This window comes from Cupriavidus sp. CP313 (genome assembly GCF_054072015.1).
The window spans coordinates 140,743-164,889 of the sequence record NZ_JBSVZB010000017.1; the positions used below are offsets into that span (position 1 = coordinate 140,743).

A 24,147-nucleotide genomic window follows, 5' to 3' on the forward strand; every position below is an offset into this window, starting at 1 on the left:
CCGCCCCCGTCTCGGATGGCAGTGACTGCGTCAGGCGGCAGCCTTGAGCGACAGCGGCGTGGCGTGCGCGGCGAGATAGTCCATGGCGGCAACGGTGCCGCTGCCCGCGAGCGGAACGCCCGAGATCTTCAGGCCCATCTCGCAGCCGGCCAGCGTGGCCATCAGCGTGAGGTCGTTGCAGTCGCCCAGATGGCCGATGCGGAACATGCGGCCCTTGACCTTGCCCAGGCCGGCGCCGAGCGACATGTTGAAGCGGTCATAGATGTTCCTGCGCACCACGTCCGCGTCGATCCCCTCGGGCATCATCACGCCGGTCAGCACCGGGCTGTAGACGGCGGGGTCCGCGCACTGGATCTCCAGGCCCCAGGCCTTGACCGCGCGGCGGCAGGCTTCGGCCAGGCGCTGGTGGCGGGCGAAGACGTTGTCCAGCCCTTCCTCAAGGATCATGTCGAGGGCTTCGGACAGGCCATAGAGCAGGTTCGTGCTGGGGGTATAGGGCCAGTAGCCGGTCCGGTTCATCTCGATGATTTCATCCCAGCCCCAGAAGCTGCGCGGCAGCCGGGCCGTGCGGGAGGCTTCGATGGCCTTGGGCGACACCGCATTGAAGCTGATGCCAGGCGGCAGCATCAGGCCCTTCTGCGAGCCGGACACGGTCACATCCACGCCCCACTCGTCATGCCGGTAATCGGCGGACGCCAGCCCGGAGATGGTGTCGACCAGCAGCAGCGCCGGGTGTCCGGCCGCATCGATGGCACGGCGCACGGCGGCGATATCCGAGGTCACTCCGGTCGAGGTCTCGTTGTGCACCACGCACACTGCCTTGATCGCATGCGCGGTGTCCGCACGCAGGCGGGCCTCGATCATGCCGGCCTGCACCCCGTGGCGCCAGCCCTCCACGCCCGGCAGGCCGAGGAACTCGGGCCGGATGCCCAGGTTCTCGGCCATCTTCTTCCACAGCGTGGCGAAGTGGCCGGTCTCGAACATCAGCACCGTGTCGCCAGGGCTCAGCGTGTTCGACAGCGCCGCTTCCCAGGCCCCCGTGCCCGAAGCCGGATAGATCACCACCGGCTGCTCGGTCTTGAAGATCTTCTTGATGCCGTCCAGCACCTTGAGGCCCAGCGCGCCGAATTCCGGGCCGCGATGGTCGATAGTCGGATAGCTGATGGCGCGCAGGATGCGATCGGGAACCGGGCTCGGTCCGGGGATCTGCAGGAAGTGGCGGCCGGCGGGATGGAAGTTGAGATTCAGCATTTGACTCCTCCTGTTGAGTTTTGAATGCAAAATACTTTATCAGAGGAGTGACGGAAAAACAGGGGAGATTGTGCGGAAATTCTTTAGCGTTTACCCCACAAAATAAGGGTTTACCTGCGTTTTTGAGTTCCAGTTAAGAGTCTGCTAAAATTGAACACAATCACGTGATAGGAATTTTGAATGCAAATTGTCGCCACTTCCGGCACGGATTCGCCGGCTCCGGTACTGCCCAGGCTCGAACGGCAACGCTTGCACGACACCGTGGTGGCCCACCTGCGCACGTTCATTGTCGAGGGCACCCTGGAACCGGGCAGGAAGCTCAATGAGCGCGAACTGTGCGAGACCCTGGGCATCTCCCGCACGCCGCTGCGCGAGGCCCTGAAGGTGCTGGCGGCAGAGGGGCTGATCGATATCTCGCCCAACCGCGGGGCGACCGTATCGCGCCTGTCCGGAGCGGAGATCCAGGACACGTTTGAGCTGATGAGCGGCCTGGAAGCCTTTTCCGGCGAGCTGGCCTGCGAACGCATCACGGCCGTCGAACTGGCCGAGATCAAGGCCCTGCACTATGCGATGCTGGCCTGCCGGGCAAATGACGACCTGCCCGGCTATTACCGGATCAACCACGAGATCCATGACCGCATCAACCTGGCGGCCCGCAATACGGCGCTGCGCCAGACCTATCTGTCGGTGAACCGGCGGCTGCAGGCGCTGCGCTTCCGCTCCAACTATCAGAAGCCGAAGTGGGACAGCGCCATCCACGACCACGAAGAGATGCTGCAGGCACTTGAAGCGCGCGATGGCAAGCGGCTTGCCGCAATCCTGCGCCAGCACCTGCTGGACAAGCGCGATGCGGTGCTGCTGATCCAGGCAGGCGATGCCGGCGGCACGCCGCAGGCTTAGAACCCGTTTCAGAATGAAAAAGGGGCGCGAAGGCTGCTGCCGGGCCGCAGGGCTAGGCGTGGCCGACGCGGCGTGGTTATTCCACGCAAGGAGGCCGCAACAACGCCATGCGGCCCGGCAGCAGCCTTCCCTTCGGGTTCAAGCCAGGCGCGGCGCATGCGTCGTTACGGGCCTTGACCTTGGAATGACCAAGGCCGGCGGCCCGCGCCTAGCCTGCGCCGCGCCTGGCTTGAACGCGTCCCCTTTTTCATTCTGAAACGGGTTCTTAGCACGCTGGCGCCACCCTTACCCCAAGAATCCGAATAGCCCCATCAGCATTCTTTGCCCCGCTGTCACCACGGTGACAACCCCGGTTCTTACTCTGCGAGCGCATTGCGGCAAACGCAATCGGCCACGCGGCATCTGCCGCCGGCACAAAACAACGCAGATGAACAGGGGAATGAAAGATGGCAGGGAACCTTGCACCGGGCAGGCTGGCGGGGATGACGCGCGGCCGTGTGCTGGCCGGCACCGTGATCGCCGCACTGGCAGCAACACTGGCCGGCTGCGGCGGCGGCGATGACGCCGCGCCGACAACCGCACCGAACGACACCACCATCAAGACCCCGCCGACTGCCGGTGCGGGCGGCCCGCGCGTGCTGCTGGTCGGCGTGGACGGCGCCACCTATGCCCAGGTGCAAGGCGCGCTCTTGCGGCGTGAGCTGCCCAACCTGGCCCAGCTGAACCTGGTGCCCACCGCCACCGGCGGCATGCCCGGCACCATCACCGCGCAGCCGCCGCTGGACGCGCCCAGCTGGGCCACGGTGCTGACCGGCGCCTGGGCCAACCGCCACGGCATCGAAGACGACACCGGCAGCACCGCACTGCAGGCCCCTACCGTATTCCGCTACCTGCGCGCGGCCGGCAAACCCGGCCTGCAGCAAGGCGCATCCACCAGTTCGGGGGCGCTGCCGGGCCTGCTCAAGGCCGAGCAGGAAGCGGGCATGCTCGATACGCTGGTTGACTGCGCCGGGGTCGACAGCTGCGTCACGCAGAACGCCGTGCGGCAGGTGCAGTCCGGCTATGGCGTGGTGTTTGCGCAATACAGCGCGCCGGCACAGGCGGCAGAAGCCGGCGGCTTCGGCAACGGCGCCTATGCCACGGCCCTCGCCGGCATCGACAAGGCCCTGGGCGAGCTGCTCGGCGCCGTCGCCGCGCGCCGCCAGGGGCAGCCGGGCGAAGACTGGCTGGTGATGGTCACCACCAGCCACGGCCTGGATGCCACCGGTGCCACCACCACGGTGCCGACGGTGGAGAACCGCACCGCCTTCCTCGCCACCAACAAGTCGCTCAACGGCGCGCTGGCCAAACCTGGCGCAGCGGCGCCGGACACCCCGGCGGACCTGTCCGCGCTGCCGACCGAAGCCGATATCGTCCCCACCGTGCTGGCCCATGCCGGCGTGGCGCTTGACCCAGCCACCACGCGGCTGGACGGTTCCGCGCTGATCACCGCCACCGCAGGCGTGCGAGCCATCGGCGCCAGCATCAGCCAGTACAACGATGCCATCACGCTGAGCTGGCAGAACCCGACCGAAGCCTTCGGCGTCACCCGCGTGCTGCGCGACGGCGTGCAGATCGCCTCGCTGGGACCGGAGGTGGGGCAGTTCACCGACAAGGCCTTCAACATGGCCACGGGCCTGTACCAGTTCAACTACACGCTGGTGCGCAATGACGTGCCGGTGTCGTACCTGGCGCAGATCCACTACGTCAAGCCGGTCACGCTGGTGCCGACGCTGCTCAATGGCCTGGCCACGTACTTCAGCCTCGACAGCAAGCCGTTCGCCGACGCGAAGAACGCCGCCACGCTCGGCCCGTGGGTGGCAAGCCTTGACGGCGGCACGCTGGCTGCCGACAACTTCAGCGGCCAGTCGCTGCAGCTGGACTCGCGTGTCGACAGCTACAAGCTGGCGTACAACGCTGCCGATATCACGCAAAGCCCGCAGTTCACCATCGGCTTCTGGTTCCGCACCGACTGCACCCAGGGCAACGGCACCGGCGAGCCCATCCTGTCCAACAAGAACTACATTTCGGGCGCCAACCCCGGCATTGCCGTCGCGCTGTTCGGCAGCTGCGAGATCCGCTTCAACCTGGGCAGCGGCGGCAAGCGCGACGACATCAACGGCATGAAGGTGTCGGCCAACCAGTGGGCCTACCTGGCGCTGTCTGTCGATGCGGCAGCCAAGCGCTTCAGCGCCTATGTCATCGATCCGGTGCTGGGCGTGCAGAAGACCGAGAACAAGGCGATCGCCAACACCGACGTTACCAAGCTGGCCGGGCTCGGCACCGGCTGGGGCGTGAACGACGATGCCACGCACAACTACGTGGGCAACAACCCTGGCGCGCTCAAGGGCGTGATGGGCTTCAACGACCTGGCGATGTGGACGCGCGTGCTGTCGCTGGACGAGCTGAAGGCCATCACCGGCGCACGCCAGCCGCTGTCCACGCTGAATCCATAAATCCGGCCGGAACCCGTTTCGTCATGGAACGGGTTCCTCACCGACCCTTACCTTCCCCCGCCCGATCCCCTGCAGGAGATTGACACCATGACTTTCCGACCTTCCACCCTGGCGCGGCCGCACTGGCTCGCCGCCCTGCTGATGTGTGCAGCGCTCGCCGCCTGCGGCGGCGACTCCGGCGAAAGCCCCACCGGCTCGCCCAACGCAGCACCAACCACGCCGGGTGCCCCGGGCACCGGCGGCAACCCCGGCCAGGGGAATGGCAGCGACCGGCCTGGCGAGACGCCCGCCGTGAAGCCGCAGCTGCGCTGCGCGCCCTGAAGCCGGGCCTGGCCCGTCTCCCCTCCCGAAATCACCCGGCACAGAATCCATGAACCCACAAAGCAGACGCAACTTCCTCAAGCTCGCCGGCGGCAGCGCCGCCGCGACCGCCGCGCTGGCGGCCTTCCCGCCGTCCATCCGCCGCGCGCTGGCGATCCCGGCCAACAACGCCACCGGCACCATCCGCGACGTTGAGCACGTGGTCATCCTGATGCAGGAAAACCGCTCGTTCGACAACTACTTCGGCACGCTGCGCGGCGTGCGCGGTTTTGGCGACCGCTTCCCGATCCCGCTGGCAGGCGGCCTGAACGTCTGGCAGCAGACCTATACCAACGGCAGCACCACCCGCACCGTGCTGCCCTACCACCTCGACAGCAGCGCCGGCAATGCACAGCGCGTCAGCGGCACGCCGCACTCGTACCCGGATGCGCAGAACGCCTGGGACCTGGGCCGCATGAACAAGTGGCCCACCTACAAGCAGACCCAGTCGATGGGCTACTACACCGAGGCCGAGCTGGACTTCCAGGTGGCCCTGGCCAATGCGTTCACCCTCTGCGACGCCTACCATTGCAGCTTCCATGGCGGCACCAACTCCAACCGCCTGTTCCACTGGACCGGCACCAACGACCCCGGCGGCGACAACGGCGGGCCGGTGATCGACAACAGCGGCGACTCGTTCACGGGATCGGCCCCACCCTACACCTGGAAGACCTACCCGGAGCGCCTGGAAGCCGCGGGCGTGAGCTGGAAGGTCTACCAGAACATGCCGGACAACTTCACCGACAACCCGCTTGCGGGATTCAAACAATACCGCGACGCCAACGCCGCGCGCGGCAACCAGGCCAACGGCAGCCCCTACCCGGCATACACCAGCGCCGATGACGCCATCAGCCCGCTGCTCAAGGGCGTGGCCAACACCATGCCTGACGGCGGCTTCCTGCAGGCGCTGCGCGACGACGTTGCCGCGGGCAAGCTGCCGCAGGTGTCGTGGATCGTGGCGCCGGCGACGTACTCGGAGCACCCCGGGCCTTCCAGCCCGGTGCAGGGCGCCTGGTATACGCAAGAGGTGCTGAATGCCCTGACCGCCAACCCGGCGGTGTGGAGCAAGACCGTGCTGCTGATCAACTTCGACGAGAACGACGGCTACTTCGACCACGTGCCGCCGCCGTGCGCGCCCGCCTACGACGGCGACACGCTGGCCGGCGGCACCACGCTCGACCCACTACAGGTCAGGCCGGAATACCACGTCGACAAGCACCCCTACGGCCCCGGCCCGCGCGTGCCGATGTACGTGGTCTCGCCATGGAGCCGCGGCGGCTGGGTCAACTCGCAGGTGTCCGACCACACCTCGGTGCTGCGCTTCCTGGAAGCCCGCTTTGGCGTGGCCGAGACCAATATCAGCAGCTTCCGCCGCGCGGTGGCGGGCGACCTGACCTCGGCTTTCAACTTCGTCAGCCCGAACACCAACCCGCTGCCCACGCTGCCCAACCGCGACAAGGCCAGCGCCGATGCCATCCGCACCGCGCAAGGCGTGCTGCCGCAAGTACCGCTGCCATCGGCCAGCAGCCAGCAGATGCCGCAGCAGGACACCGGCACGCGCCCGTCGCGCGCCCTGCCCTATGAGCTGCACGTGAGCGCCCGCGAAGACGCCCGCGACCAGCGCGCGGTGTGGCTGCTGTTCAGCAACACCGGCACGGCGTCGGCAGTGTTCCACGTCTACGACCGCCTGCACCTGGACCGCGTGCCGCGCCGCTACATGGTCGAGCCGGGCAAGGAACTGCATGGCAGCTGGGACGTCTTTGCCAGCGACGACGGCAAGTACGACCTGTGGGTGCTTGGCCCCAACGGCTTCCACCGCGCCTTCCGCGGCAACGTGGGGGCCGTCACCGCGGCGGGTGCCAGCGCGCCGGAGATCCGCGTCTGCTATGACATCGCCAATGCCGCGGTGTACGTGGACATGATCAACACCGGCAGCGCCCCCTGCACCTTCACCGTGCAGCCCAACGCCTACCGCACCGACGGTCCCTGGACCTACGAGGTGCCGGCCGGCATGCAGCTGCAGCAGCACTGGCCCGTGGCCCGCCAGGGCAACTGGTACGACTTCACCGTCACCACCGCGCAAGGCGGCTTCACGCGCCGCTTCGCCGGGCGCATCGAAACCGGCAAGGACAGCGTGTCCGATCCGGCGATGGGCCTCAACGGCTGACGCCCAAGTCGCCTGACGGGCAGCGCTACGCCCGCCCCCGGCCGATCCGGCCGCGGGCGGGCGTAGCCGTTTTGTCATATTGGCCCGCTAGACTGCGCGGTCGTCCGGACCTGTCCGGGCCGCCCCCCCAACTTACCTGCGGATGACCATGCTCGGCGACCTGCTGATGACCTTTTTCGAAGTGGCACGCCAGGGCAGCATCACCATGGCGGCCCGCCAGTTGCGCATCAGCCAGCCCACCGTCACCGGCCGCATCCGCCAGCTGGAAGAGACCTACGGCGTGGAGCTGTTCCACCGCCGCGCCAGCCGTGTCGACCTGAGCGACGTGGGCGTGGCGCTGATGCCGGTGGTCGAGCAGCTGATGCAGCAGGAAGGCAATGCCGACTACCTGCTGCGCAACGCCGGCAACCTGCGCTTCGGCAACCTGCGCATCGGCGCCACCGGCCCCTACTACATCCTGCGCGCGGTGGCGGCGTTCCGGCAGCGCTACCCGGCGATCGACGTCAGCCTGGACATCGGCAATTCGCAGCAGATGCTGGAGGCGCTGTTCGAGTACCGCATCGACGCGGCGGTGTCGTCGCACCCGGTGGACGATGACCGGCTTGCCTGCATCCGGCTGGCGTCGGACGCGATGGTGCTGGTGGTCCATCCGGACCATGCGCTGGCGCGGCTGCCGCAGGTAGAGCTGCCGCAACTGCGCGGCTGCCACCTGCTGGTGCGCGAGCACGGCTCGATGACGCGCAAGGCCACCGAGACGGCGCTGGCCGCGTGCGGGCTGGAGCTGCCGCCGCACACCGTGATCGGCAGCCGCGAGGCCATCTACGAGGCCATCCGCCAGGGCCTGGGCGCCAGCGTGGTGCCGCTGGGCGAGGTGCCGCGCGACCCGCTGCTGCGCGTGGTGCCGTTCGCACAAGGCGCGCCGGTGCTGCATGAATACCTATACTGCCTGCAGAGCCGGCGCGAGACGCGGCTGGTCGGCGCCTTCCTGGACTGCGTGGCGCTGGACGAGCCGACCGCCGCCACCCACGCCGCCTGAAACCCGCATGCTTGCAGCGCCAGATAAAGCGCCAATGCCGGTATCGGAAAACTTGGGTCCTTCATCACCGCGCGGTCACCACGCCGCGCCAAGCTTGCCGGTTTCGCCAACTGAGCTATCCCGCATGCCCGCTGCCCCCCGCCTTGCCCTGTTTGACCTCGACCACACCCTGCTGCCGCTGGACAGCGAGTATGAATGGGCCCGCTACCTCGTCGCCGTGGGCGGCGCCGAGGCCGCCGAGATCGATGCGCACAATGCGCGCTGGCTGGCCGCCTACCAGGCCGGGCGCCTGGAATTTGCCGCCCATGCCCGCTTTGCCCTGGGCCTGCTGGCACGCCACCCGCGCCAACGCCTCACGCAATGGCGCGCGGACTTCATGCGCGAGGTGATCGTGCCCGCCATCCAGCCGGCCGCGCTGGACCTGCTGTCCCGCCACCTCACCGCCGGCGACCTGTGCTGCATCGTCACCGCCACCTGCCGCTTTGTCACCGAACCGATCGCGCGCCAGCTGGGCGTGCCGCACCTGCTGGCGGTAGAGGCCGAACACGACGCGCATGGCGAATTCACCGGGGCGCTGGCCGGCGTGCCGGCCTTCGGCCCCGGCAAGGTGCTGCGGGTGCTGGCGTGGCTCGAGACGCTGGGCATTGCGCGCACGGCGCTGGCGCAGGCCACCTTCTACAGCGACTCCCGCAACGACCTGCCGCTGCTCGAAAGCGTTGGCCACCCGGTCGCCGTCAATCCGGATTCAACGCTGCGGGACACGGCCGAGGCACGCGGGTGGCCGGTCTTGCACCTGTTCGGCACGGCCGGCGTGCCGACCGCCTGAGTCCATGCACCCGCGCGCCGGCTTCCCCGAGTACGACCAGCTGCTGGCCTTGCTGGATACGGGCAGCCACGTGCTGGATACGCGGGTGGTCTGCGAAACCATGGTGCAGGGCCATCGCTTCGGCGTCCATGTCGCCACGCTCGGCAGCCGCGATCCGGGCGCGCCGGCGATCGGCATCTTCGGCGGCATCCACGGGCTGGAACGCATCGGCACGCAACTGGTGCTGGACTACCTGCGCTCGGTGCTGAGCCGGCTGGCATGGGACGAGCTGCTGCACCGCGAGCTGCAGTCGGTGCGGCTGGTGTTCATGCCGATCATCAACCCCGGCGGCATGTGGGCCGGCACCCGCGCCAACCCCAACGGCGTCGACCTGATGCGCAACGGCCCGCAGGATGCCGATGCGCGCGTACCCTTCCTGGCCGGCGGCCAGCGCATCGGCGCCTGGCTGCCCTGGTACCGCGGCCCGGCGGGCGCGCCGATGGAAGCGGAAAGCCGCGCGCTGCTGCGCGTGGTGCAGGAAGAACTGCTGCCACGCCCGCTCAGCTTTGCGGTGGACTGCCATTCGGGCTACGGCTGGCGCGACAGCATCTGGTTTCCGTACGCGGGCACGCGCCGGCCGATGGCGCACCTGCCGGAGATGTACCTGCTCAAGACGCTGTTCGAGCAGGCCCACCCGCACCACGGCTACACCTTCGAGCCGCAAAGCCACCAGTACCTGCTGCACGGCGACTTGTGGGACCATGCCTATGACCTGACGCCGCACGGCAACCTGTTCCTGCCGATGACGCTGGAACTGGGCTCGTGGCTGTGGATCAAGAAAAACCCGCGCCAGCTGTTCTCGCGCGAGGGCATCTTCAACCCGATCAAGGCGCACCGCACCGCGCGCGTGCTGCGCCGGCACGTGAGCCTGTTCGACTTCCTGGGCCGCGTGGCCTTTGCGCCGGATCGCTGGCTGCCGCGCGGCGCGCAGCGCGACGACCTGCTGCTGCAGGCACGCGCACACTGGCAGACGGAGCCGCCGCCATGAGCCGATGGGTATTCTTGCGGGGACTGACGCGGGAATCGCGCCACTGGGGAAGCTTGCCGGCGCGCTGGGAAGCGGCCGGGCTGGGGCGGCCGCTGCTGCCCGACCTGCCCGGCAACGGCGCGCTGTCCGCGCAGCCGGCGCCGTGGAGCGTGCCTGAGATGGTCACCGCGGTGCGCCGCCAGTTGTCGGCCGCCGGCGCGCACGGACCATACCGCGTGCTGGCGATGTCGCTGGGCGCAATGGCCGCGACCGAGTGGGCCAGCGCATATCCGGAGGAAGTCGGCGGTCTGGTGCTGGTCAATACCAGCATGCGGCCGTTCTGCACGCCGGTGCAGCGCCTGCGGCCGCGCAACTGGGGCAAGCTGCTGCGCGTGGCGCAGCGCTGGCAGGACCGCGCGTACTGCGAGCGGACCATCCATGCCATCACGTGTGCGCGCACCGATACGCTGGCGCGCGACATCGAGACCTGGCAGGCCATTGCCGCCGACGCGCCGGTGAGCCGCCAATCCGCGCTGGCACAGTTGCTGGCTGCGGCCCGCTATCGTGCCCCTGCCAGTGCGCCGCGCTGCCCGGCGCTGCTGCTTGCCTCGGCGGCAGACCGCCTGGTCAACCCGGTGTGCTCGGCGCGCATCGCGCAAGCCTGGGACGCGCAGTTGCTGACGCACCACTGGGCCGGGCATGACCTGCCCCACGATGACCCGCAGTGGCTGTGCAATGCCGTCGCCGGCTCGGTGGTGCTAGGCCGCGGCTAAGAACCCGTTTCACCATGAAAAAGGGGACGCGTTCAAGCCAGGCGCGGCGCAGGCTAGGCGCGGGCCGCCGGCCTTGGTTATTCCAAGGTCAAGGCCCGCAACAACGCATGCGCCGCGCCTGGCTTGAACCCGCAGGGAAGGCTGCTGCCGGGCCGCATGGCGTTGTTGTGGCCTCCTTGCGTGGAATGACCACGCGGCGTCGGCCACGCCTAGCCCTGCGGCCCGGCAGCAGCCTTCGCGCCCCTTTTTCATGGTGAAACGGGTTCTAAGGCCTGCTCCGCCGGCATGGCACTGGTCAGCAGCGCCGCCGCGGCATCCAGCCGGTCCGGCGTGCCAAACAGCCGCGCACTGATCAAGCCGTTCTGCAACGCCCCGAACACCACCTGCGCCAGCTGCTGCGGCGGCACCGGATAGGGTGCCTTGCGCTGCGCGGCGGCGCGCTCGAACAAGCGGGCCAGCCATTGCTCATTAAGGCGGATAAAGTCCTGCATCGCGGCGCGCACCGCGTCTGGCAGCATCAGCACGTCGGCCGACAACATGCCCACCAGACAGGCCTGGTCAGTGCCGGCACCCGCGAGCAAAGGCGCAAGGTATTGCCGCGCCTGCTCGGCAGGCGGCAGACTGGCGTCGATCGCATGCAGGCGCGCCCGCCTGCGGACGCCGTATTCGCGCACCGCTTCCAGCACCAGGTCGTCCTTGGACGGGAAGTAATAGTGGATGCTCGAGGTCTTGACCCCGACCAGGTCGGCCAGGTCGCGGTAGCTGAAGCCGTTGAACCCCCTGCGGCGGATCAGCACCAGCGCATGTTCGACCAGTTGCTCGCGTACGGATCGGGTGTTCATGGCATCAACTCCTCGTTTTGCTGCCGCGCCGTTCAGGCCGGCAGCGTTTGTGCGATCAGCGTGATGAGGGACCCGCTTGCAAAGCAAAGCCCTACCCATCCGCCAAGGATCAGCGCAGTGTCACGCCAACGCATGATCAACTCCTGAAGACGGGCCGCACCCAGGCGGCCCGGCGGGTTTCAATGGCCGGCATCACGCCGGCCGGCTCTCAGGCGATGGCGCCGTCGGTATAGGGGTCAGCCTTGCCAACACGGGCACCGTCGGTGTACGGGTCGAAGCTGCGCGACGGTTGGGCCGACACGCCGCTGCGGTCCAGGCCGGCTACGGTGCGGGCACCGTCCGTGTAGGGATCAGCCTTGCCAACGCGCGCACCGTCGGTGTACGGGTCGAAGCTGCGGGCCGGCTCGGCCGACACGCCACTACGATCCAGGCCGGCTACCGTGCGGGCACCGTCGGTGTAGGGATCAGCCTTGCCAACGCGCGCGCCGTCGGTGTACGGGTCGAAGCTGCGGGCCGGCTCGGCCGAGACGCCACTACGATCCAGGCCGGCTACCGTGCGGGCACCGTCGGTGTAGGGATCAGCCTTGCCAACGCGGGCACCGTCGGTGTACGGATCGGCCTTGCCAACGCGGGCGCCTTCGGTGAACGGATCAAACTTGCCGGTGCGGGCGCCTTCGGTGAAGGTATCGAACTTGCCGGTGCGGAAGGTGTAGCCGTACTTGTCGCCGGCGAAGGTGCTGTCCTGCACGCTGGCCGCTTGCGCGACACCGCCCGCAAGCGCGGCGGCAAGGGTGGCGGCGGTAATCAGGGTCTTGGTGATCTTGGTCATGATGAGCTCCAGGGTGCGAAGTTTCGGGATCGCGTCAGTTCGGTATCAGTGGCTGTGGCAAGTTGTTCTTTCGATCCGAATCTACTAGTAGATAGATTCGCAGTCTCGAAAAAATGACCGCCTCCGGTCATGCAATGGGACCGCCACGTTTTCGCCTTGTCTTGCTTGTTGCCGGCGGTGCAGCGCTTCCATGAGTCAGATACTATCTACTACTAGGTAGAGAGTCAAGGAAAAACATTTCTATCGGCCCGATAGCCTACGTCTTCCTGGCTCTATGTCATTGTTTTAAAAGCGCTTATCACCGAGCCCAAGCGCCTGCGGCGAACCGGCTGGCTGCAAATAAAAAAACCGCCATGCAGCTTACGCCACATGGCGGCTTTAGGCGCGCCACTGATATTGCGCGAAAACCTTAGCCGGCGACGGCGGCCATCAGCGTATCGGCGGCGGCTTCCACCCGGTCGGAGGTCCCGAACAGGCGCGCCGCAATCAGCCCGCTCTGCAGCGAGCCGAACACCACCTGCGCCAGCCGCGCCGGCGGCACCGGGAACGGCGTGCTGCGCTGCGGCTGTGCGCGCTCCAGCAGGCCGGCCAGCCATTGTTCGTTCATCAGGAAGAAGCCCTGCAACATCTTGTGCACGGACTCCGGCAGGCACAGCGTCTCGGTCGACAACATGCCGCACAGGCAGATCTGGTCCGAGCCGCAGCTGGCGCGGAACGGCGCCAGGTAGATGGCCGCTTGCTCGGTGACCGGCAGGCTGGTGTCGATGGAGCGGATGCGCTCGGCCAGGCGGGCGCTGTATTCCTTCACCGCCTCCTGGACCAGGTCCTCTTTGGCCGGGAAGTAATAGTGGATGCTGGAGGTCTTGACCCCCACCAGTTCCGCCAGGTCGCGGTAGCTGAAGCCGTTGAAGCCGCGGCGGCGGATCAGGACGAGGGTGTGCTCGAGCAGTTGCTCGCGTACCGAATGCGTTTTCATGAAAGCAGTGTATCTACGCGAAGATAGGCGCTCAAGTTGAAATGCCCCGGGGCTGGGGTAATTCCCTAGCCTCGGGGCATGTTCTCAGGATGCTTTAGCCAGGCAGGACCTGCGCGGCGAAGGTGATCATCGAGCCACTCGTCACGCAAAGCACCAGCCATCCGCCAAGCAGCAGGATACTGTCACGCAAACTCATGATGGACTCCATCGGACGGCAGTCAGCGGGACCGCCGCCGTAAAGTTGTTGGCCGCCGGCCTCACAGCCGGCAGCAATCAGGCGCGGGCGCCGTCGGTGTACGGGTCAAACTTGCCGACGCGCGCACCGTCCGTGTACGGGTCGAGGCTGCGGGCCGGCTCGGCCGACACGCCACTACGGTCCAGGCCAGCCACGGTGCGGTAGCCGTCCGTGTAGGGATCGGTCTTGCCGACGCGTGCGCCGTCGGTGAACGGGTCAAACTTGCCGGCGCGGGCGCCTTCGGTGAACGGGTCGAACTTGCCGGTGCGGGCGCCTTCCGTGAAGGTGTCGAACTTGCCGGTGCGGAAGGTGTAGCCGTACTTGTCGCCAGCCGAGGTGTTGTCTTGCACGCCGGCGGCTTGCGCCACGCCACCAGCCAGTGCGGCAGCAAGGGTGGCGGCGGTGATCAGGGTCTTGGCGAACTTGGCATTCATGATGGGCTCCTGGGTGCGATGTTTCGGGATCGCGTCAATTCGGTATCAGTGGCTGTGGCAGGTCGCTCTTTTATGCCGCATCTACCGGTAGATAGATGCCAGGTGCTAAAAAAATGACCGTGCCGGTCTTGCGATGGGATCGCCACTTTTCCGCCCGTTCTTGCTTGCTTCCGGCGGTGCAGCGGTGCCATGGACTGAATGCTATCTACTACTAGGTAGATAGTCAAGGCAAAAGTTTTCTATCGGACCGATAGCCGCCTGCCGACGCTGCATGGTATGGACGGAAATCCACTTGAGGCACGCGTGCGAATGAACTTTTCTTCACCCGGACACCGATCGCCTGCTAGCCTGAAGGGAACGCCCTCCTGAAACTTCGCCATGCCTGAAGGCCCCCGCCCCGCTCAGCCGGCATCCCGCCATCGCTGGCTCGCCACCGCCGCGGCACTCGCCGTGGCCGCCGGTGTTGCGCGGCATCTACTGTTTCGTGCGGTGGAACGCAAAGCCTTTGTCACGCCGACGGATGAAACAAGGGATGCGGCAGCACCCGACATTTCAGCCCTGACGGTGCGCCATGCCACGTTCGCCAGTGGCAACCGCATCCTGCACGCCGCCTTCATGCCGGCCGCGGACCCCGAAGCGCCGGCGCTGATGGTGTGCCACGGCGACAATGAGAGCCTGCCCGACTGGGCGCCGGTCCAGGCCATGCTGGCCGGCGCGGGCATCGCCTCCTACGTCTTCGACTACAGCGGCTACGGCCGCAGCAGCGGGCGGCCAAGCGTGCGCCGCCTGCGCGAGGATGCGCTGGCGGCCTACCGGCAATTCCTGGCAGCCACGCCGCAGGCAAAACGGCGCGTGGTGCTGGGGCATTCGCTGGGATCGGGCATCCTGCTGGAGGTGGCGCAGCGTTTCGATCCGCAGCCCGATGGCTATGTCATTGCGGCGGGCTTCAGTTCGGCGCGCCTGGCTGCGGTGCAGACCGGGCGCATACCCGCATGGGCCGCGTGGCTGCTGCCGGATCCGTGGAACAACGCTGCGCGTGCCAGCCGGCTGGAGCGGCCGCTGCTGGTGGTGCACAGCCGTGACGACGCGGTGATCGTCCCACCCCACGCGGAACGCGTGGCCCGTGCGGCCAGGCATCTGCATGCGCTGGTGATGCTGGAAGCCATGCCGCATGACGCAGCCATCCTGCCGGAACATATCGAAGCATTCTGGCCGCCGATCCTGCGCTTCGTGCGCGCGCAGGACGGCGATGCCATGCAGGCACTGTTGGCAGGAAACGACGCGAAATATGAAGGCGATCCGCCTGGAAGCACGGATCAGGCAGGCACACTGAGCGGTCGCACAGGCACGTTGGCGACAGCAAGCGGCAAGCGCAGGCAGTAGGGTCGCGGGACGGCCGGGCCCTGGCCGGACAATCTACCGCAGACTTCCGCTACCGGCAATCATCCTTGTGGGCGAGGCGCCACGGCGAGGTGCCCGAGAGACTTTTCGCCGAATTCTTGTCTATATTGGACCTCATGGCAAAAGCATCGCATTTTCGCTGTGACAGCACTGGAGGTACTGCCATGCGTTGGCTTGCAAACTTGTTCAGTCCGCCGACCCCGGAAAAGATTGCCGAAAGGGAACTGCAAGACATGAGGCTGACGCTATTCCAGGCTGAACGGCGCTTGCTCGAAGCGCAGATGCAGGTGGCCTACTACCGCGACATGGTGGCCTTCCTGGAAGACGTCGCGGCCAAGGGCGTGGAAGACGTGGTCGACAAGCGCCGCGCCACGCCGCATGCCATGCCGGAGCTGCCGGCACGCACGCCCGGCCTCACCACGGTCCCGATCGTTCCGTCCGCGGCCTGACGCAGCCGGGGCTGGCCCCGACCTGTGCGATACTCGCGCTGCCTGCCGCCCGTGCGGCGCGCAGGCGCACTGTCCACAGGAACCAGCCCCATGAGCGAACTGCTGCCCGCGATCGAAATCGAAACCGCGCCCAATCCCGCCTGCGCCGTCATCTGGATGCATGGGCTGGGCGCCGACGGCAGCGATTTCGCCCCGGTCGTGCCTGAGCTGCGCCTGCCCGCATCGCCCGGCGTGCGCTTTATCTTCCCGCACGCGCCGGCTCTCCCCGTGACCTGCAACGGTGGTTATGTCATGCCGGCCTGGTATGACATTTATTCCCTCGATGAAGCCGGCCGACGCGCCGATGAAGCCGGCATCCGTGCCTCATGCGAAGCCATTCGTGCGCTGATTGCGCGCGAAAACGCCCGTGGCATCCCCACGCACCGCATCGTGCTGGCAGGCTTCTCGCAAGGTGGCGCGATTGCCTACACCGCCGGGCTGAGCCATGCCGAGACGCTGGCCGGCATCGTCGCGCTGTCCACGTACATCCCTGCGCCGGCAGCGCTGGCGGCCGAGGCCAACGCCGCCAACGCCACCACGCCCGTGTTTGCCGCCCATGGCACGCAGGACGACGTGGTGCCGCTGCGGCTGGGCGTCGCCGCCCGCGATTTCGTGCAGGCGCGGCAGCACCCGGTGACATGGCACACCTATCCGATGGGCCATTCGGTCTGCCTGGAAGAGATCGCCGCCATCGGCGCATGGCTGACATCGTGCTTTGCGCAGGCAGCCACCGCGCAGTCCTGATCCGCTCCCTGACAAGATGATTGCCGGCCGCTGCGCCGCGCATCGCACCACCCCGCAAGCATGACCCTCGCCCCACCGCCCAGGATCGATTTCAATACCCGCAAGGCGCTGCTGTTCGCGCTGGCCGCCGAACGGCTGTCGGCCTACTACGAACACCGCCAATGGATGACCGACGCCCAGGGTGCGACGCTGGCCGGCGAATGGCTGTCGCGCTCGAAGCTGCAGCTGCCGCTGTCCGAGCGGCGCCTGTTGTCCGAACTGAGCGACCAGTTCGCGCGCCAACTGGCTGAATCGCTGTCACGCGAGGCCGGCCTGTATGCCGCGCACGAGATGATGGAAGCCCTCGATCCCAACTACCAGTCTGCGTTTGCGTACGACATGCTGGAAGAATGCGAACGGCTGCTGCATGAAAACGGCGTGACGGAATAGCGGGCCGGGCGGCGGCGGCGTTTGCAAAGATTGACAGTTGCATTGCGCGCGGGCGCGTAAACTTCGCGCTCTGATAACGCCCCTACCCGCCAATCATGGAACGCAAGCACTGCCTGGGCTGGATCGCACTGAGCATGATCGCGGCAGCCTTGCTGACGCTGCTGTGCCTGATCCTGAACGACCACGCCGAGGTCCAGGCCGTGCGGCGCGTCGAACAGATGGCGACCCGCGTGAGGCCGGCGGACCCATCCGTGCTTCCGGCAAGTGCCATGTCCCGGACAACGCCATCGCGGCAGCAACTGTCGCATGCCGCGGCCACGCAGCACTGAATCCGGCGCCCACCAGAACGCGTACCAGGACCGGCGCGCCTGCCGTTGCCAGGTGCGCCCCGGCCCGTAACTTCAGAACGACGACCAGTGGTTAAGAAGAACAACAGCACGGGCCGGAGCGCGGGCTTGAGTGTAGGCGCGGTGCCCGCCGATGACTGCAAAGAATTGATAAGAGCGCCGTAGCAGCTACGCCACTGCCGGCGCAAGGCCTGCACCGCCACAAACGCCGCGCAGCAGCGCATCATAGGCCGTCACATTGCCGGCATTGCGGATGCTCACCCCATCCAGCAACGCCTGGCACGCCTGCTCGTATTCCTCCAGCCGCGCATCGTGCTGCCGCACCGCCTCGCGCAGGGCCCTGGCCCCGTCCCGGGCGTCGAAGGACGCGTACTGGTAGCCAAAGCCGGCCAGCAGATCCGAGTTGTGGACCAGCGGATAGCGGCCATAGGCGGCATCGTAGTAGAGGTAGTTGAGCCCGTTTTCCCATTGGTGCGTGACGACGACGTCGGTGAAGCGCGCAAGAAAATACGGCGTGCTGAAGCGCGCCTCGAACGAGGCCTTGCCGGCCTGCACGATGTCCAGCCCCAGCGCAAACCGTTCAAAGGCTTCATGCCGCTTCAGGTCGATGGCATTGGTGACAAAGATGTCGCCAATGCCGGACGGATTCTGCCGATAGGCCGCTTCGCATACCAGCATCGGATAGTGGGCGGTCTTCACGACATTGATATTGGGCTCGAAGATCGCAATGCGCTTGTCCTGCGCGCCCGGCGCATAGCCGAAGCGCAGCCCGGACGGCAGTTCTCCGATCAGCTTGTCGATAAAGAATGAATCCCAGATATGCGGCACGATGCGGACCGGGCAGCGGTAGACGGTCTCGAAAAAGCTGCGGCAAGTCCGCGCATGCTGTGGGTTGGTCCAGATTTCATCAAAGCGCACGCCGTTGAAGATGCCGGTGCCGTTCTTGCCGGCGACCACCCGCTCGATCTCCATCACATAGTCGTTGCCGACCCGATAAGCGATCACGCGCGCGCCCTGGGCGCGTGCCCGCTCGACTGTCTCCGGCCCAAGCTGCGCACCCATCTCAATCAGCAGGTCGAGCTTGCCCATCGCCGCCTCCAGGCCGATCACGCTGACGCCCGCGGCTGCCATGTCCACGCCGCCCGGGCCGGCCTCACCGTCGCCGGCGTTGACCATCCACACCTCGCCCACACCGGGGCAGCGCTGGAACAGCCAGTAGAGGAAGAAGCAGTTCTGCACCGCGCCATTGGCCCAGATCGACTGCGGCTCGCGCCGGCCAAAGTAGGAAATGCCCACGCGCAAAGGTCTCGACAGCATTCAGCGTGCCTCCATGACGTCGTGCAACATCGCTTCGTAGGTCTGCAGCAATGCCGGATTGCGCGCGCTGAATGCCTGCACGGCTTCCCGCTGCCGCGCATAAAAGCTGGCGTAGTCCGGCTCCGGCAAGCAGACGGCGGCCTCAAGCGCCTGCACCGCCTCGACGAGTGAATTGCCGCGGAAATAGAAGCCGACCGACTGGCACAACTCGGCGTTGTGGACCACCGGATAACCGAGCCACGCGGCATCCAGGTACAGGTAGTTCAGCGGGTTCAGCATCTGGTGGCATACCACCACGTCGGTGTGGTGCGCGAGGAACCACGGCAACTCGAAGCGGTCTTCGAAGAAGCATTTGCGCTGGCGCACCAGGTCCAGGTGCGAGACCACGCTGATGAATTCTTCGTTGCGGCGGATGCCGCCGCTATTGGTCACCGACACCACCTCGATCGCCTCCGGCCGGCGCCGGAACAGCTGTTCCGCGGCAAACAGCGGGAAATAGCAGAACTTGATGACATCGACATTGGGCTCGAAGATCGACAGCCGCTGCGCACGCCGCCCGGGCACATGGCGGCCATCGTTGAGCAGGCCGGCGCACTGGCGTTCCAGCCAGGTCGGGCTCCACACGAACGGGACCACCGCGGCCGGGCGCCGGAACAGCGTTTCATAGAACGCCCGGTTGCCGTCTGCCACCTGCGGGATCATCCACAGCGCATCGGCGCCCTCCGGATACGCCGCCCTGCCCCCGATCGGCCGCCCGAAGATCGCGGCTTCGATCGAAGCGATATATTCCGAGCCGCAGCGGTACCAGACCACCCGGGTGCCACGTTGCTGCAACCGGTCCTGCTGCCACTGCGAGATGGCGCCGCCGAGCACGATCAGCATCCACATGCGCGGCGGAGTCGAAGAGCGCATCCAACTGACGCACCTCCACCCCGGGCGGGGCATGACGGGCAAACCTGCCCGTCGCCACGCCCGTGGTATTGACCAGCGAGACCCGCAGGCCCCGGCTGCTGCTTAGCAGTTCAGCCAGGTACAGCGCATTCAGCTTGATGCCGTTGACCCACAGTCCCTCGTCCTCCGACGCCAGACCGACGGTGATGCCGATGCGCATATCGCCTCCCGCGGCGCCATGCCTTACCACTGGTAACCAGCCCCTACGCCGACCGTCGCCTTCGACCCTGCGATGCCAATCGCCACCGACGCCTTGATGTTCTCGGTGATGCGCATCTTTGCGCCGATCGCCAGTGCGGTCTCGCCGTTGTAGTTGGCAATGCCCGCGCCCAGGAGCCCCTTCTTGCCGAGATCGACGTCAGGCAGCATCGCCAGCGCCGATGCCGCGGCGATGCCACGGGAGGCATCGCGGTTGACGCGATCCACGCGGGTGTTCACCTGGTCGAGCTGGCGCCGGTTCACGGCGTCGGTCGGCGCGGTGCCATCGGCAACATTGGTCAGCACGCGCTCATTGCCCGCGGAACCGAACGAGACCGAGTTGGGCCGGTCCGCGACCGATCCCGCGCCAATCGCCACGGAGCCGCTCTCCCGGGCCACTGCGCCGGCACCGATCGCCGTGCCGTCGGACCCGGCCGAAGCGTCCTTGCCGATCGCCGTGGCACCGCTGCCCTGCGCGCTGGCGCCCGCACCCATTGCGGTCGCGCCGTCGCCGCTGGCCGTTGCCTGCGAGCCGATGGCGATGCTGCCGTCGCTGCTCGGCCGCAGGCCGCCAACTGCCTCAATGGTCTGCAGCCGCTCGGTCAGGTCGGTCGTTACCGTGCTGACCGCGGTGACGGTGCTCTGCACGGTGCTGACGCGTGTATCGAGGCTGGTCACGCCCGAGCTTGCCGCCTGCGCGGTCGAATTGGCCGCCTGCGCGGTGCTGTCGACGGTGCTCACGCGCGTATCCAGGCTGGTTACGCCGGAGCTCGCCGCCTTTGCCGTCGAATTAGCGGCCTGGGCCGTGCTGTCGACCGAGCTCACGCGGGTGTCCAGGCTCATCACGCCAGAGCTTGCTGCCACTGCGGTGCTTTGCACGGAGCTGACCCGCGTATCGAGGCTGGTCACGCTGGAACTGGCGGCCTGCGCGGTCGAGTTGGCTGCCGTCGCCGTGCTGTCCACCGAGCTGACGCGGGTGTCGAGGCTGGTCACGCCCGAGCTGGCGGCCTGCGCCATCGAGTTGGCTACCTGAGCGGCCGAGCTCGCCGCCTGAGCCGTGCTGTCGACCGAGCTCACACGGGTATCGAGGCTGGTCACGCCCGAACTGGCGGCCTGCGCCGTCGAGTTCGCTACCTGAGCGGTCGAGCTCGCCGCCTGAGCCGTACTGTCGACCGAACTGACGCGGGTATCGAGGCTGGTCACGCCGGAGCTCGCGGCCTGCGCCGTCGAGTTCGCTACCTGAGCGGTCGAGCTCGCCGCTTGCGCGGTGCTGTCCACCGAGCTGACGCGGGTATCGAGGCTGGTCACGCCAGAGCTCGCGGCCTGTGCCGTCGAGTTGGCCGCCGTCGCCGTGCTATCCACCGAGCTGACGCGGGTGTCAAGGCTGGTCACGCCAGAGCTCGCAGCCTGTGCCGTCGAGTTCGCCGCCTGCGCGGTGCTATCCACCGAGCTGACGCGGGTATCGAGGCTGGTCACGCCGGAGCTCGCGGCCTGCGCCGTCGAGCTCGCCGCCTGCGCGGTGCTATCCACCGAGCTGACGCGCGTATCAAGGCTGTTCACGCCGGAGCTCGCGGCCTGCGCCGTCGAGTTAGCTACCTGAGCGGTCGAACTCGCCGCCTGCGCCGTACTGTCGACCGAGCTGACACGGGTATCGAGGCTGGTCACGCCGGAACTGGCGGCCTGCGCCGTCGAGTTGGCCGCCTGCGCGGTGCTGTCCACCGAGCTGACGCGGGTGTCGAGGCTGGTCACGCCGGAGCTGGCGGCTTGCGCCGTCGAGTTGGCTACCTGAGCAGTCGAGTTTGCTGCCTGTGCCGTGCTGTCCACCGAGCTGACACGGGTGTCAACGCTGGTCACGCCGGAGCTGGCGGCCTGCGCCGTCGAGTTAGCTACCTGAGCAGTCGAGTTCGCTGCCTGCGCGGTGCTATCCACCGAGCTGACGCGCGTATCGAGGCTGGTCACGCCGGAACTCGCGGCCTGGGCCGTCGAGTTGGCTGCCTGCGCGGTGCTATCCACCGAGCTGACGCGCGTATCAAGGCTGTTCACGCCGGAACTCGCGGCCTGGGCCGTCGAGTTGGCTGCCGTCGCGGTGCTGTCCACCGAGCTGACGCGGGTATCGAGGCTGGTCACGCCGGAACTCGCGGCCTGGGCCGTCGAGTTGGCTGCCGTCGCCGTGCTATCCACCGAGCTGACGCGGGTATCGAGGCTGGTCACGCCAGAGCTCGCGGCCTGCGCCGTCGAGTTGGCTGCTTGCGCCGTGCTGTCGACAGAGCTGACCCGCGTATCGAGGCTCACCACGCCCGAACTCGCGGCCTGCGCCGTCGAGTTGGCTACCTGCGCAGTCGAGTTCGCCGCCTGCGCCGTGCTGTCGACAGAGCTGACCCGCGTATCGAGGCTCACCACGCCCGAACTCGCGGCCTGCGCCGTAGAGTTGGCTACCTGCGCAGTCGAGTTCGCCACCTGAGCAGTCGAGTTCGCCGCCTGAGCCGTGCTATCGACCGAGCTCACACGGCTATCGAGACTGACCACGCCAGAACTCGCGGCTTGCGCAGTGGAGTTCGCCACCTGCGCAGTAGAGCTTGCAACCTGAGCGGTAGAGTTAGCAACCTGTGCCGTGGAGTTCGCGACCTGAGCAGTCGAATTCGCCGCCTGCGCGGTGCTGTCCACCGAGCTGACGCGCGTGTCGAGGCTGGCCACGCCCGAGCTTGCCGCAACCGCCGTGCTTTGCACACTGCTCACACGGGTATCCAGGCTGACCACCCCCGAGCTCGCAGCCTGCGCGGTGGAGTTCGCCACCTGCGCCGTAGAGCTTGCAACCTGGGCGGTAGAGTTGGCCACCTGGGCCGTGGAGTTCGCCACCTGCGCGGCAGAACTGGCCGCCTGCGCCGTGCTGTCCACCGAGCTCACCCGCGTATTGAGGCTGGCAACGCCCGAACTTGCTGCCACCGCCGTGCTCTGCACGTTGCTGACGCGTGCATCGAGGCTGACGACACCCGAACTCGCCGCCACCGCGGTGCTTTGCACGCTGCTGACACGCGTATCCAGGCTGCCAACGCCCGAGCTTGCGACCCGCGCGGTCGACATCGCAGCCTGTGCCGTGCTGTCGACCGAGCTCACCCGCGTATTGAGGCTGGCAACGCCCGAGCTCAACGCCGTGGTCGTGCTCTCCACGCTGCTGACGCGCGTATTGAGGCTGCCGACGCCGGAGCTCGCAGCCTGCGCGGTACTATCCACGCCGCTGACACGGGTATCGAGGCTCGCCACACTGGAGCTGGCAGCCTGCGCAACGGTCGACAGCTGGCTCACATTGACCGCGTCGGTTCCCGCCGTACCCGGCGCCAGGTTAGTGATCTTGGTCCCGCTCATGTTCAAGCCGGACTGGAACGTAGCGGCACCCTGAGACAGGAACGTCCCCGTGTTGGTCGTATTGCCTTTCAGGAACAATCCACTGGGCGAGTAGATCGTCGTCTGGCCCGTGCCATTATTGGCCGTGGCGCCAATCAGCATGTAGGCATTGGGACCGGTCAGGCCGCCGGCCCCATTGGCATCCTCGGAGATCACCACACCGCCATCGCCATTGGTCACGGACGATGCACAGGCTGCTTCGCCACCGCTGCCGGTAAAAGTGCTCCAAGTTCCGCCGCCTGAGGCTCGCGAGCCGTAGACCGTCTGCGTGCCGTTGCCGAGGCAATTGGCGATATAGCCCGCCAGTGCAGTTTGGCTGAAGGACAGGCCAATCACCGCCAGCGAGGCGGAAAGACCCAGGCTGCGGCCAGCGCGGCCAACCCGGCCGGTGCCTGGCGTCTTGCCTTGAAGCGTGGCGTGTTCCGATGCCACCACCAAACATCCGCGAACGCGGCTCCAGACAACACAATAAATTCTGTTCACGGTAAATCCAGAAAGTAGCTAAGCAACTGCCCTTTCCGCAGGCGAGGTGTCGCGCCGGAATCGGGTGCCTGCCACCTTCATCGCCGCACCGGCCAGCAAGTGGCAACCAGGCGATCGAGTCCGATGGCGACGCGAAGCATAGGAGCCACGGCACCGGCCATCATGTTTTCTTAACCAAGCTTTACGAAGGGGCGCTTGCCACGTTCGCGTGCGCAAGAAAAGGAAGCCTCGCGAGGCGGCTGCCCATGCGGGCATAG

At 67.1% G+C, this 24,147-nt stretch carries 21 protein-coding genes and 1 pseudogene; 13 read left to right on the forward strand and 9 right to left on the reverse strand.

All coding sequences use genetic code 11. The annotated features are described in order from the left end of the window. Nucleotides 1-30 precede the first annotated feature (30 nt). Nucleotides 31-1,251 (reverse strand): pyridoxal-phosphate-dependent aminotransferase family protein, encoded by a 1,221-nt coding sequence (locus ACW4E8_RS22600; RefSeq protein ID WP_456806587.1) that lies wholly within the window; start codon nt 1,249-1,251, stop codon nt 31-33. Between the two features lie 180 nt (nt 1,252-1,431). Here ACW4E8_RS22600 and ACW4E8_RS22605 point away from each other — a divergent pair, with 180 nt between their 5' ends. The 8 genes from ACW4E8_RS22605 (at nt 1,432) to ACW4E8_RS22640 (ending at nt 10,814) form a co-directional block, all read left to right on the forward strand. Next, nucleotides 1,432-2,151, forward strand: coding sequence for a GntR family transcriptional regulator (locus ACW4E8_RS22605; protein WP_456806588.1), 720 nt, complete (start codon nt 1,432-1,434; stop codon nt 2,149-2,151). 446 nt (nt 2,152-2,597) lie between these two features. Then, on the forward strand, nt 2,598-4,646 hold the full coding sequence (locus ACW4E8_RS22610) for a hypothetical protein (RefSeq protein ID WP_456806589.1): 2,049 nt from the start codon (nt 2,598-2,600) through the stop codon (nt 4,644-4,646). An 87-nt stretch (nt 4,647-4,733) separates the two neighbouring features. Beyond that, nucleotides 4,734-4,967 carry a hypothetical protein gene (locus ACW4E8_RS22615; RefSeq protein WP_211981243.1) on the forward strand — a complete coding sequence of 78 codons (234 nt, stop codon included), beginning with the start codon at nt 4,734-4,736 and terminating at the stop codon, nt 4,965-4,967. Between the two features lie 49 nt (nt 4,968-5,016). Beyond that, nucleotides 5,017-7,173, forward strand: coding sequence for a phosphocholine-specific phospholipase C (locus tag ACW4E8_RS22620; RefSeq protein WP_456806590.1), 2,157 nt, complete (start codon nt 5,017-5,019; stop codon nt 7,171-7,173). A gap of 148 nt (nt 7,174-7,321) precedes the next feature. Next, a complete protein-coding gene (locus ACW4E8_RS22625; protein ID WP_456806591.1) occupies nt 7,322-8,209 on the forward strand; it encodes a LysR substrate-binding domain-containing protein in 888 nt (295 codons plus the stop codon). A 124-nt stretch (nt 8,210-8,333) separates the two neighbouring features. Then, on the forward strand, nt 8,334-9,035 hold the full coding sequence (locus ACW4E8_RS22630) for an HAD family hydrolase (RefSeq protein ID WP_456806592.1): 702 nt from the start codon (nt 8,334-8,336) through the stop codon (nt 9,033-9,035). Between the two features lie 4 nt (nt 9,036-9,039). Further along, on the forward strand, nt 9,040-10,062 hold the full coding sequence (locus tag ACW4E8_RS22635) for a M14 family zinc carboxypeptidase (protein WP_456806593.1): 1,023 nt from the start codon (nt 9,040-9,042) through the stop codon (nt 10,060-10,062). Next, the gene (locus ACW4E8_RS22640) at nt 10,059-10,814 is read left to right on the forward strand and encodes an alpha/beta fold hydrolase (RefSeq protein WP_456806594.1); all 756 of its coding nucleotides are present in this window, start codon (nt 10,059-10,061) and stop codon (nt 10,812-10,814) included. Before ACW4E8_RS22635 ends, ACW4E8_RS22640 begins: the two co-directional genes overlap by 4 nt. A gap of 248 nt (nt 10,815-11,062) precedes the next feature. On the opposite strand, the gene ACW4E8_RS22645 is transcribed toward ACW4E8_RS22640, so the two are convergent. The 4 genes from ACW4E8_RS22645 to ACW4E8_RS22660 form a co-directional block, all read right to left on the reverse strand. Then, nucleotides 11,063-11,656, reverse strand: coding sequence for a TetR/AcrR family transcriptional regulator (locus ACW4E8_RS22645; RefSeq protein ID WP_456806595.1), 594 nt, complete (start codon nt 11,654-11,656; stop codon nt 11,063-11,065). A 208-nt stretch (nt 11,657-11,864) separates the two neighbouring features. Next, complete coding sequence (locus tag ACW4E8_RS22650; RefSeq protein ID WP_456806596.1) at nt 11,865-12,485, reverse strand: copper resistance protein CopQ; 621 nt, start codon at nt 12,483-12,485, stop codon at nt 11,865-11,867. Between the two features lie 409 nt (nt 12,486-12,894). Beyond that, nucleotides 12,895-13,461 carry a TetR/AcrR family transcriptional regulator gene (locus tag ACW4E8_RS22655; protein ID WP_456806597.1) on the reverse strand — a complete coding sequence of 189 codons (567 nt, stop codon included), beginning with the start codon at nt 13,459-13,461 and terminating at the stop codon, nt 12,895-12,897. Between the two features lie 273 nt (nt 13,462-13,734). Continuing rightward, the gene (locus tag ACW4E8_RS22660; RefSeq protein ID WP_456806598.1) at nt 13,735-14,130 is read right to left on the reverse strand and encodes a hypothetical protein; all 396 of its coding nucleotides are present in this window, start codon (nt 14,128-14,130) and stop codon (nt 13,735-13,737) included. A 378-nt stretch (nt 14,131-14,508) separates the two neighbouring features. Between ACW4E8_RS22660 and ACW4E8_RS22665 the strand changes: the two genes are divergently transcribed. The 5 genes from ACW4E8_RS22665 to ACW4E8_RS22685 all read left to right on the forward strand — a co-directional run bounded on the left by ACW4E8_RS22665 (nt 14,509) and on the right by ACW4E8_RS22685 (nt 17,521). Further along, entirely contained in the window at nt 14,509-15,513 is a 1,005-nt protein-coding gene (locus tag ACW4E8_RS22665; RefSeq protein WP_456806599.1) for an alpha/beta hydrolase, read from the forward strand. Between the two features lie 182 nt (nt 15,514-15,695). Next, nucleotides 15,696-15,980, forward strand: coding sequence for a hypothetical protein (locus ACW4E8_RS22670; RefSeq protein WP_456806600.1), 285 nt, complete (start codon nt 15,696-15,698; stop codon nt 15,978-15,980). A gap of 90 nt (nt 15,981-16,070) precedes the next feature. Next, entirely contained in the window at nt 16,071-16,763 is a 693-nt protein-coding gene (locus tag ACW4E8_RS22675; protein WP_456806601.1) for an alpha/beta hydrolase, read from the forward strand. A gap of 60 nt (nt 16,764-16,823) precedes the next feature. Continuing rightward, a complete protein-coding gene (locus ACW4E8_RS22680; RefSeq protein WP_456806602.1) occupies nt 16,824-17,192 on the forward strand; it encodes a hypothetical protein in 369 nt (122 codons plus the stop codon). Nucleotides 17,193-17,287: 95 nt separating this feature from the next. Continuing rightward, a complete protein-coding gene (locus tag ACW4E8_RS22685; protein WP_018314753.1) occupies nt 17,288-17,521 on the forward strand; it encodes a hypothetical protein in 234 nt (77 codons plus the stop codon). A 186-nt stretch (nt 17,522-17,707) separates the two neighbouring features. On the opposite strand, the gene ACW4E8_RS22690 is transcribed toward ACW4E8_RS22685, so the two are convergent. From ACW4E8_RS22690 to ACW4E8_RS22705, 4 genes and pseudogenes are all read right to left on the reverse strand, one after another. Beyond that, the gene (locus ACW4E8_RS22690) at nt 17,708-18,856 is read right to left on the reverse strand and encodes a DUF2827 domain-containing protein (RefSeq protein ID WP_456806603.1); all 1,149 of its coding nucleotides are present in this window, start codon (nt 18,854-18,856) and stop codon (nt 17,708-17,710) included. Further along, a complete protein-coding gene (locus ACW4E8_RS22695; RefSeq protein ID WP_456806604.1) occupies nt 18,857-19,768 on the reverse strand; it encodes a DUF2827 family protein in 912 nt (303 codons plus the stop codon). Nucleotides 19,769-19,838: 70 nt separating this feature from the next. Then, nucleotides 19,839-19,967, reverse strand: a pseudogene (locus ACW4E8_RS22700) (DUF2827 family protein); the annotation flags it as partial. 23 nt (nt 19,968-19,990) lie between these two features. Further along, nucleotides 19,991-23,890, reverse strand: a complete 3,900-nt coding sequence (locus ACW4E8_RS22705; protein WP_456806605.1) for a YadA-like family protein — start codon at nt 23,888-23,890, stop codon at nt 19,991-19,993. Nucleotides 23,891-24,147: the final 257 nt, after the last annotated feature.

Excerpts from the sequence above, each read along its gene's own strand:
- ACW4E8_RS22600 (WP_456806587.1), bottom strand. The coding sequence starts at position 1,251 with ATGCTGAATCTCAACTTCCATCCCGCCGGCCGCCACTTCCTGCAGATC.
- ACW4E8_RS22605 (WP_456806588.1), top strand. The coding sequence starts at position 1,432 with ATGCAAATTGTCGCCACTTCCGGCACGGATTCGCCGGCTCCGGTACTG.
- ACW4E8_RS22610 (WP_456806589.1), top strand. The coding sequence starts at position 2,598 with ATGGCAGGGAACCTTGCACCGGGCAGGCTGGCGGGGATGACGCGCGGC.
- ACW4E8_RS22615 (WP_211981243.1), top strand. The coding sequence starts at position 4,734 with ATGACTTTCCGACCTTCCACCCTGGCGCGGCCGCACTGGCTCGCCGCC.
- ACW4E8_RS22620 (WP_456806590.1), top strand. The coding sequence starts at position 5,017 with ATGAACCCACAAAGCAGACGCAACTTCCTCAAGCTCGCCGGCGGCAGC.
- ACW4E8_RS22625 (WP_456806591.1), top strand. The coding sequence starts at position 7,322 with ATGCTCGGCGACCTGCTGATGACCTTTTTCGAAGTGGCACGCCAGGGC.
- ACW4E8_RS22630 (WP_456806592.1), top strand. The coding sequence starts at position 8,334 with ATGCCCGCTGCCCCCCGCCTTGCCCTGTTTGACCTCGACCACACCCTG.
- ACW4E8_RS22635 (WP_456806593.1), top strand. The coding sequence starts at position 9,040 with ATGCACCCGCGCGCCGGCTTCCCCGAGTACGACCAGCTGCTGGCCTTG.
- ACW4E8_RS22640 (WP_456806594.1), top strand. The coding sequence starts at position 10,059 with ATGAGCCGATGGGTATTCTTGCGGGGACTGACGCGGGAATCGCGCCAC.
- ACW4E8_RS22645 (WP_456806595.1), bottom strand. The coding sequence starts at position 11,656 with ATGAACACCCGATCCGTACGCGAGCAACTGGTCGAACATGCGCTGGTG.
- ACW4E8_RS22650 (WP_456806596.1), bottom strand. The coding sequence starts at position 12,485 with ATGACCAAGATCACCAAGACCCTGATTACCGCCGCCACCCTTGCCGCC.
- ACW4E8_RS22655 (WP_456806597.1), bottom strand. The coding sequence starts at position 13,461 with ATGAAAACGCATTCGGTACGCGAGCAACTGCTCGAGCACACCCTCGTC.
- ACW4E8_RS22660 (WP_456806598.1), bottom strand. The coding sequence starts at position 14,130 with ATGAATGCCAAGTTCGCCAAGACCCTGATCACCGCCGCCACCCTTGCT.
- ACW4E8_RS22665 (WP_456806599.1), top strand. The coding sequence starts at position 14,509 with ATGCCTGAAGGCCCCCGCCCCGCTCAGCCGGCATCCCGCCATCGCTGG.
- ACW4E8_RS22670 (WP_456806600.1), top strand. The coding sequence starts at position 15,696 with ATGCGTTGGCTTGCAAACTTGTTCAGTCCGCCGACCCCGGAAAAGATT.
- ACW4E8_RS22675 (WP_456806601.1), top strand. The coding sequence starts at position 16,071 with ATGAGCGAACTGCTGCCCGCGATCGAAATCGAAACCGCGCCCAATCCC.
- ACW4E8_RS22680 (WP_456806602.1), top strand. The coding sequence starts at position 16,824 with ATGACCCTCGCCCCACCGCCCAGGATCGATTTCAATACCCGCAAGGCG.
- ACW4E8_RS22685 (WP_018314753.1), top strand. The coding sequence starts at position 17,288 with ATGGAACGCAAGCACTGCCTGGGCTGGATCGCACTGAGCATGATCGCG.
- ACW4E8_RS22690 (WP_456806603.1), bottom strand. The coding sequence starts at position 18,856 with ATGCTGTCGAGACCTTTGCGCGTGGGCATTTCCTACTTTGGCCGGCGC.
- ACW4E8_RS22695 (WP_456806604.1), bottom strand. The coding sequence starts at position 19,768 with ATGCGCTCTTCGACTCCGCCGCGCATGTGGATGCTGATCGTGCTCGGC.